Raw genomic sequence first — 7614 nt, 5'->3', positions numbered from 1 at the left:
GACATTCGATGCGGACAGGGATCTAGACGACCTCTCGTTCTCGATATCAGGACGCAGTAGCACAGCATGAATTCATGCGAGTTAATTAACGGATCGTTTACTCGGGAATTTCGGTCACTATAGGCACTACGCGCATCCGTAAGGCGCACGATGAATTAAATATTGAAAGTCTTTTTAATGGAATTTCTCAGCTTTACAATGCTAGCGCGTTCAGCTGGGGGATTCGACACCGAACAGAATGAAGAGCATATTTTGCGCAGGAGGAGGAGCTCGTTCTTTGAGCTCCAGTCTGGCTGCTCTCTCCAAGCTACCGCCCAACGTTCGATAAGCTGGTCGAACAATTCCGTATTGTAACTTTCCACAAGCGCTGTACAAATCGAAGCTGCCTCATGAAGTCGTGCGGCATCAAACTCAATCACTGTGTCCAAAGCATTTTGGGGAACCATGAGCTTTATCGCATTTTTTCCTGGAAGAACTCCCCAAGAATGAACTACACCATGCCGAAGCTCGCAAAGCTTATCAAACTCTTCCAAAGCTCGAAACGTACTGGAGTTTTTTTTGATTTCAAAGCTAAGGTAGTCCTTGCTACACGCTTTTATTTTTGCGGCATCCGCTAGTGATGAATGTTCAAACGCCGCCTTAGAAAAACCTTTTTGACCATGCCATAATATTGCCCCCATATGAATACTTTTTTCTGATGATGCTTTACGCGCGACAGGACAGAACACTAGCGTGTTTGTGAATATCTCTCGAAAAAAAAGCTCAGTGGCAGATACTAGAGATACAAGCATGAAGCCAGACAACCAAGGCGCCTCATTCAGGAGTTCAGGCTTGGCCGTCAATATGGCTTTAGTGCGGTTTTCATAATAGCGGTCTATTGGAGAGACCACAGTATCGCCGACAGTTCTGAAGTACAGGTTAATGTTCGCGATCTTCGCTGCACCCGAGGTGCTGTTGGCATACCCAAGCCAAGACGCCGTCATGCGAATTGCTCCTCCGCATAGTTAGCGATCCGCTTAGCCCAGATTCCACCGATCATGGGAACGCTCCTTAACTGTCTCCGGTCATGGTCCATCAAGATATCCTTGATTTTTCTTATTTTGCTGTTAGCTTTTATCGCTGCAATTCTACGAGGAGTTAAAGGCAATACACTAATATCTTGATTGACTATCCCCTCAAAGATAGAAATGGAGGCCAGCTCTGAACCACAATTGATACAGAATTTAGCATCTTCATTAATACGCGGAGTCTTGCATTTCTGGCAAGGGGGCAGAGACAGTTCAAAAAGAGACGAAATCTCCTTCGAGTTGAAGATAGTTTCCGTCGTAACTCGAGGATAGATGTGCCCTGGTTTGGCTTCGAAAGCCGCCACGTAATTTTGAGTATTAATCGATCTTGCGCTGAAAAATACGTTACGTTCGATTATTACAGAGTTGCTAAGTGCGAATAGGTCGTAAACTCCTTTGTTGCCACGCTTTGAATCGCCGACGGGACATAGTAATCCAGCATACTCTAAAAAGCCTAGTACCTTAGAGACTTCAGCCTCGATAGGGTTCTTTATAGCGATGATGGTGGCTTGCCGGTCTATTTCACCACCTTTGTTGTACTCCTTAACTATTTCAATAATTCGATCAAAGAATCGTGTACCGTTTTCAATAAACTCCTTGTAGATGGGCAACTTAAATTTAAGGGAAGCATAGACATCTTTAACATTAGTTGAGTTCTCCTCAATCGCTTGAAGAGCAGTCTTTCGGTTTATTTTTATTTCCTTAAGCTCGTCACCATCATCGCCTCCGTCGCCAAAAACGATCGCGTTTACCATGTTTAGCAGGTATCTGGGAATGCCGTTAGCCGCGTAAATCAGCAGCTTGAGGAGAGCTTCCTCTGCCATAAGCTTCATGAACACATCTTCGGGCAACCTATTCTGCAGCAAACTCCGCATGAAATTCTGGTAGTTGTCTTTAGCCGGATTCAGCCAAGCTGATATTTCTTCTGCATCATGCCCAATATGAAACGAAGGCGAAAATGCTGTTACACCCGGATAAATTGCAGCTTTTGGAGAGATATTCCGACTTTTTATCTTTCTAAAAAAATCGAAAAAGTCTTCTTGTTGCTCCGGAGAAAAAGCATGCGCGGCATCATCCAACAGCAAGACGCATCGCGAGAAATCATTGATCCTGGTTATGTCGTCAAGCTCATTCTGCAACTTGTCTATACTTACAGTATTATTTTCGAGTACTCGCTCTACCAATCCGTCCTCTATAAATCGGATTGTTTTTTTAATATCTGCTCGTGTCACGGAGAGATACTTTGAGCTTTCCTCTGTATGCGTGATTTCTAAGCTGTCAAACAACCCATCATATACTTTAAGCAGCATCCACTGAAGGAACCAATAAGGTGCGTTAGCATTTTTTCTGTAAAGGGGCTCCATCTTGAGCGAGGTCTTAAAGTTTACATACACCGCTAGGACATTTTTCTCAGGCGCTTCATAGAGCGACTTGAGGAGAAGAGTAGTTTTTCCGCATCCTCGAGGTCCAGTAATTAATTTTGCACCCGGGGATATCAATTTTTTTATTATGGACTCCTCTCTAGGGTGCTCCACTACCCAACGATTGAAGTCGGAGTGATTTATGTATTCTGCCTGCTCAACAAATACAGCTAAATTCAGTTCTTTTTGCACTAGATGCTCACTCGTTAACCTTCAGTTCAATCCTAGCGAGCTGTTGAGAAAATTGACTCATGCTCCCTATGGCGTATCTACAAGCCGTCGCGATGACGGCCCTCTTAGGGGGCCGACGGGGGGTGATGCTAATGGCTCTGATCATGAACGAGCAAACAGGAAACTGGAAGCCCGGATGACTTATCCAGCCATCCGCCGGAACCTGGCTTGACTGTTCATTGGGCGTCAGCTCTCGCGGAGATCATCACACCTTCATGACGCTGAAAACAAGCGACGTGCAGTGCAGCAAAGTCTTTCGCGACCGCAACGCTCCAGGCAGCTTTTTTTTCTTTACCCGTGAAGTAGCTACGCAGATCATTCCGCTAACTGAAAACGGTCAGTTTGACACCTCCGTCAAGACCCGTTTTTTGGATTACCTCGCCGGTCAAAGCCAGATGAGCCGCATAAATTCAGACAGAGACTACATTCGCGAAAATGTAAAATTCTCTCGTCTCGACCATTCCAGGCACCAAAATTACTATCGTGACCACCATTGCTGCCACAGAGGTTTTCAATCCGTGCCCGGAAAAGTAGAGGATGAGATGTAGCAGGTTTTGTAACGGTTGAGGGTTCGGTTTGTCCAAAGCATCTTTCAAACAGGCACCTCGTACGAGTCAAGAATGAAATCAGGTTATAGATGGCGCAACCATCCGGGCACGTGCCATGGCTGATTGAGGGACTTGTTTCGGCTATAGGCACCCATCTTGATCAGCCGCGCTCTCAATCTAGGATCTGATGCAGCTCGGCCCACGGCACGGTTTCTACAGCGCTCTTAGCGATGCACCTTGGCTCATGGATAAACGTTTGCTCACTTTGGAAAATAGGTTGCTCCCGCATGCACCCGGTGCACACGACTTGCCCTTCGACCAGGGTCCATGCGGACGACCAAATGATCATGCGCTGATTACTATCCATCTCAGTATCTCTGCCGGCAAGTGATCAGGCTCCAAGATTACCTATGCTACAGCTGTCGATGCTCAAACAGATGCACTCGAATGAGGGATGTGCCAAAAGTTAATGGTGATGTGATGTTAGGCAAGACTCGTGAGCTCATGCCAACACCTTAATGCAGGTTGAGCTTCGACCGCACTGTGTATTGGTTGGTTTTTTAGGAGGGTTCTTGTATATTTTCTACCGCAAGCCAAACGAACAGCAAAAATATCGGTACGAAAGGAATCCATTTTGAATTTTGATTTGCCAGATAAGGTGAACGGTTTCGTGCCAGCGGTTGTAAGAACACTGTTAAACGTTGAACCTCACGAAAGCCAACACAATGCATTAGGACTTAATCACCCCGCTGATGTTTTCATATTTTCCTTCATGGATGTTGTGCGCAGCCTGGACAGACTTGCAAAAGCGGTAGAAAACGGCGCAAGCAAAATAAAGGAGTCTAATGAGACCTTTCTTAATGATCTCAATATCGATATATTCAATTTGTTATTTCATTCGAATAACTATATTGAATCGTGCCAGTCCATAGTGAGATCATTATTCCCTGCTACCGGAGAGACAAAATTCAAGACGGTTTCAAGAGAGTTTCTTGGCGCCATAAAGAGCTACCACACTCGTCTAGCGACTATAATGAACGATATAAAGCACAAACATAGGAGAATTAGAGCTTTCACTTTCGCTGGGACTGAAACTGCAATCATTGGTTACTACATCGAAGGTATTGTAGCGGAGGGAGTAATCGGCCCAGACTCGTCCATACATAAACCATTTAAGGGTATGGCAACCGGATTTTCGCTAAATACTGAGATCCCCTATCATGTATTCAATCTCTACAAGACAGCAGAGTGCCTAGACTCGATCCTTCGGAGATACATTAAGGCGAAACCGGACGAATCATATGTGATCGGAAGAATGGATGATATAGCCAAGTGCCTAGAACAGATTTCTTTAATGCCGACGTTGTTGCTGCCGAACGAATTTGGAAAAGAATATGCCACTGTGGTCAGAAAAAAATCCAATAGCTACTCTATCTCTCTACCTGGAACTCGCAAGCCGCAAAATAAAAAACCAGAAATTTGCAATGTAAAAATCGCAACGGGCATAGGTCTCAAAGCACGGACGTTTGCGCCTCCGTACTTCCTCGGGCGATAAGTACTTGTTGCCTGGTACAATCCGCAGTCGTGCCGACCACATATCAGATTCGAAAGACCACGAGTAGAGACAGTTGGCTTAATGTGCCTCGCTATCAGGCAGTTTAGGGGCGGAATAAATCCCAAAATTTATCAATAAGCTCTACCATTGTTTCCACTTAGATTATCTGGCGGGCGGTGGACCTACCAGTTCGATTTCTTGATCACCGGATCTGTAGCCTCAATAGATGAGGCAGCACTCAGGTCAGCACCACGTGTTTCCGGTTCAACGTGGGAAGCTTCGTGCGCATCAAAACCTATTACGGTACCGGGCTATCTTTGATGGTCAACGCGGCCCACGGCGAATGACTGCTTTGGGTCGTTTTCTGCCTCTCGCGACGGGCAGAATTCGGCCAAGTGTAGACACTCGACAAAGGCGCGATTGCTTTAGGAAAGTATTGGCAAAACCTGCGACGACTCTTACCAAGGACTTATGCTATGGATTGCCCCCCAAAGCTATACACCAGCCGTCTTATCCTCACGCCACTGCAAATGACTGATGCAGCCGCGATACAACAGCTGTTTCCCCAATGGGAAGTGGTCCGCTACCTTGACAGCCGTGTGCCATGGCCGTACCCGCAGGATGGTGCGCTGGTTTACGTTCGCGATGTCGCTCTTCCCGCCATGGCTAGAGGGCAAGAGTGGCACTGGATGATTCGCACGCGCGCGCAACCTGAGCGCAGCATCGGGAGCATCAGCCTGTATGACCAGCCAGGTAACCATAGGGGGTTCTGGCTCGCGCCTCTGTGGCAAGGCAACGGCTATATGCGCGAAGCTTGCGAGGTCGTCAACGCGTACTGGTTCGCGACATTATTACGTCCGGTCATGCAGGTGCCCAAGGCAGTCGCCAACCACGCTTCGCGCAAGGTATCCCAACATGAAGGCATGCGGATGATCGGGACACGGAACGGGCATTTTGTCTCGGGGCCCATGCAGGTCGAAGTCTGGGAGATCACACGTAGCGAGTGGCTCGGCGCGCGCGCTGAAACTTGACCCGAAATTTGTTCCGGTCCGAGTGACAGGCTGCTATCGGGTCGATTTCAGCCGATTGCCAATGGCCAAAAACGGCCCATTGCAGAGGTCAACAAATCACCGCCGAGCGTCTATGGCGTGCCGCCGTAGGAAGTTTATTTCTTGAGCTCAGAGCGGACATTCACCGTCAAAGTAAAGCGTGAGTGGTCACTGCTTTTTATTGTACGAGCCGGATAGGTCTGTATATGTTTCGTGCAAAATAGGCCTGAAAAGCCAACTGACGATGGCAACTTCAGCACATATTGCTGACCTCCAGATCACCAGACGACGCTGCCGGCACATTAACGCGTGCCGAAGCCAACCCCTGGCACCACACATTGGTGAAATCTTTTCGTCAAAGTGTGCCTGGCACTCGCCTCATTTTTTCGGCGCAGATGGCGTTCGAATGCGTGGAAATCGAGTCATTTGACCGGGGCGGAGGTGTCCGTTTTTTGTCGGCACAGTCGAGTTTGAGACATTAGCTGTACAAAATCAGTATTTGGTATAACTTTTAAAGGCGCCTATTGAGTCATATCGAGGGCTTTGCATGGCTAGTCAGACGGTTCGCTTAATCCGCCACGCTATCTGTTTTGTTCTGATGCTCCAGAGCGCTGAGCTATTGGCTGATTGGCGCGAGGCTATTCCCAATGCTCGTCGGCTGGGTTACGGGGAGATGCGCGTATTCGGGTTTTCCATTTACAGCGCGCAGTTCTGGAGTTCACGCCTCATTGCCGGTGAAACGCCGGCTGCGGATGTGCCTTTTGCGCTGGAGCTGACCTACAGTCGCGCTATTAGTCGCGATGATCTGGTTGAGGCCAGCATCAAGGAAATCCGTCGCCTGTCGCCCAACACTCAGAATTCAGAACTGATGGCCCGTTGGGAGTCGGAGATGTTTCAGGCGTTTGTCGATGTGCGTGCCGGTGACCGCATCACCGGCGTTTATATGCCTGGAGAGGGCGCACGTTTTTACGTCGGTGAGAACCTTCGGCATGTCGTGAGAGATGTTGCGTTCGCCAAAGCCTTTTTTGCGATATGGCTTGACCCCCGAACCCGCAACCCGGAGCTGCGCGCCCAATTGCTGGGTGCCGCTAAACCCTGAGACCGTTGAGGAAATGCACATGTTGAAGATAGGGTTACTGCTGCTTTGCATTGGCCTTGCAAGTTGCAGCCGGGTGGATGTGCAAACCTACAGCCAGGAGACGCCCACGCTTGAGTTGCGAGAATTTTTCGAGGGCCGGGTTGAAGCCTGGGGTATGTTTCAAAAGCGTTCCGGCGTAGTCGCCAAGCGCTTCCACGTGGAGATCATTGGCCACTCCGAAGGTGACAGGCTGATACTCGACGAATCATTTACGTACAGCGACGGTACCAAGCAAAAACGAGTGTGGACGTTGACCCCGGTTGGCTCCAGTCAATGGCGCGGAACCGCTGGCGACGTGGTGGGCGAGGCGCTTGGTGAGGTGGCAGGCAATACACTGCGCTGGAAATATGTGCTGAGCCTACCGGTGGATGGCAAGGTGTATCAGGTTCAGTTAGACGACTGGATGTACCTTATGGACAAGAACACGATGATCAATCGCTCGTTCATGACCAAGTTCGGGGTGGAGGTGGGCCAGATCACCTTGTTCTTTCGCAAGCAACCTTGATTCAACACCGGGTCGATTCCGCTCGCGAAGTTGGCGGGCGTCGTCTCCCGACACATAAGCGTGCAGCGTGTCGGGATAGACGGTGGTGCTGGAGCCAAAG

Annotated in this window: 7 protein-coding genes; 5 read left to right on the top strand and 2 right to left on the bottom strand. The window is 48.6% G+C overall.

The annotated features are described in order from the left end of the window. Positions 1 to 155: 155 nt before the first annotated feature. Both ACM6IQ_RS06190 and ACM6IQ_RS06185 read right to left on the bottom strand, forming a co-directional pair. Entirely contained in the window at positions 156 to 983 is an 828-nt protein-coding gene (locus ACM6IQ_RS06190; protein ID WP_414878282.1) for a hypothetical protein, read from the bottom strand. Then, positions 980 to 2680 carry a hypothetical protein gene (locus ACM6IQ_RS06185; RefSeq protein ID WP_414878281.1) on the bottom strand — a complete coding sequence of 567 codons (1701 nt, stop codon included), beginning with the start codon at positions 2678 to 2680 and terminating at the stop codon, positions 980 to 982. Before ACM6IQ_RS06185 ends, ACM6IQ_RS06190 begins: the two co-directional genes overlap by 4 nt. A gap of 254 nt (positions 2681 to 2934) precedes the next feature. On the opposite strand from ACM6IQ_RS06185, the gene ACM6IQ_RS06180 reads away from it, so the two are divergent. From ACM6IQ_RS06180 to ACM6IQ_RS06160, 5 genes are all read left to right on the top strand, one after another. Then, on the top strand, positions 2935 to 3267 hold the full coding sequence (locus tag ACM6IQ_RS06180; RefSeq protein ID WP_414878280.1) for a hypothetical protein: 333 nt from the start codon (positions 2935 to 2937) through the stop codon (positions 3265 to 3267). A 634-nt stretch (positions 3268 to 3901) separates the two neighbouring features. After that, positions 3902 to 4822, top strand: coding sequence for a hypothetical protein (locus ACM6IQ_RS06175; RefSeq protein ID WP_414878279.1), 921 nt, complete (start codon positions 3902 to 3904; stop codon positions 4820 to 4822). Positions 4823 to 5298: 476 nt separating this feature from the next. Continuing rightward, a complete protein-coding gene (locus ACM6IQ_RS06170) occupies positions 5299 to 5853 on the top strand; it encodes a GNAT family N-acetyltransferase (protein ID WP_414878278.1) in 555 nt (184 codons plus the stop codon). A 565-nt stretch (positions 5854 to 6418) separates the two neighbouring features. After that, positions 6419 to 6970 (top strand): chalcone isomerase family protein, encoded by a 552-nt coding sequence (locus tag ACM6IQ_RS06165; RefSeq protein ID WP_017338239.1) that lies wholly within the window; start codon positions 6419 to 6421, stop codon positions 6968 to 6970. A gap of 19 nt (positions 6971 to 6989) precedes the next feature. Beyond that, a complete protein-coding gene (locus tag ACM6IQ_RS06160) occupies positions 6990 to 7514 on the top strand; it encodes a DUF3833 domain-containing protein (RefSeq protein WP_017338240.1) in 525 nt (174 codons plus the stop codon). Positions 7515 to 7614 lie beyond the last annotated feature (100 nt).

Source organism: Pseudomonas sp. IT-P100, assembly GCF_949767185.1.
Lineage (GTDB): Bacteria > Pseudomonadota > Gammaproteobacteria > Pseudomonadales > Pseudomonadaceae > Aquipseudomonas > Aquipseudomonas fluorescens_B.
The sequence above is the reverse complement of the archived record's forward strand: the minus strand, read 5'-3'. Positions and strand labels throughout refer to the sequence as shown.

Excerpts from the sequence above, each read along its gene's own strand:
- ACM6IQ_RS06165 (WP_017338239.1), top strand. The coding sequence starts at position 6,419 with ATGGCTAGTCAGACGGTTCGCTTAATCCGCCACGCTATCTGTTTTGTT.
- ACM6IQ_RS06190 (WP_414878282.1), bottom strand. The coding sequence starts at position 983 with ATGACGGCGTCTTGGCTTGGGTATGCCAACAGCACCTCGGGTGCAGCG.
- ACM6IQ_RS06160 (WP_017338240.1), top strand. The coding sequence starts at position 6,990 with ATGTTGAAGATAGGGTTACTGCTGCTTTGCATTGGCCTTGCAAGTTGC.
- ACM6IQ_RS06170 (WP_414878278.1), top strand. The coding sequence starts at position 5,299 with ATGGATTGCCCCCCAAAGCTATACACCAGCCGTCTTATCCTCACGCCA.
- ACM6IQ_RS06180 (WP_414878280.1), top strand. The coding sequence starts at position 2,935 with ATGACGCTGAAAACAAGCGACGTGCAGTGCAGCAAAGTCTTTCGCGAC.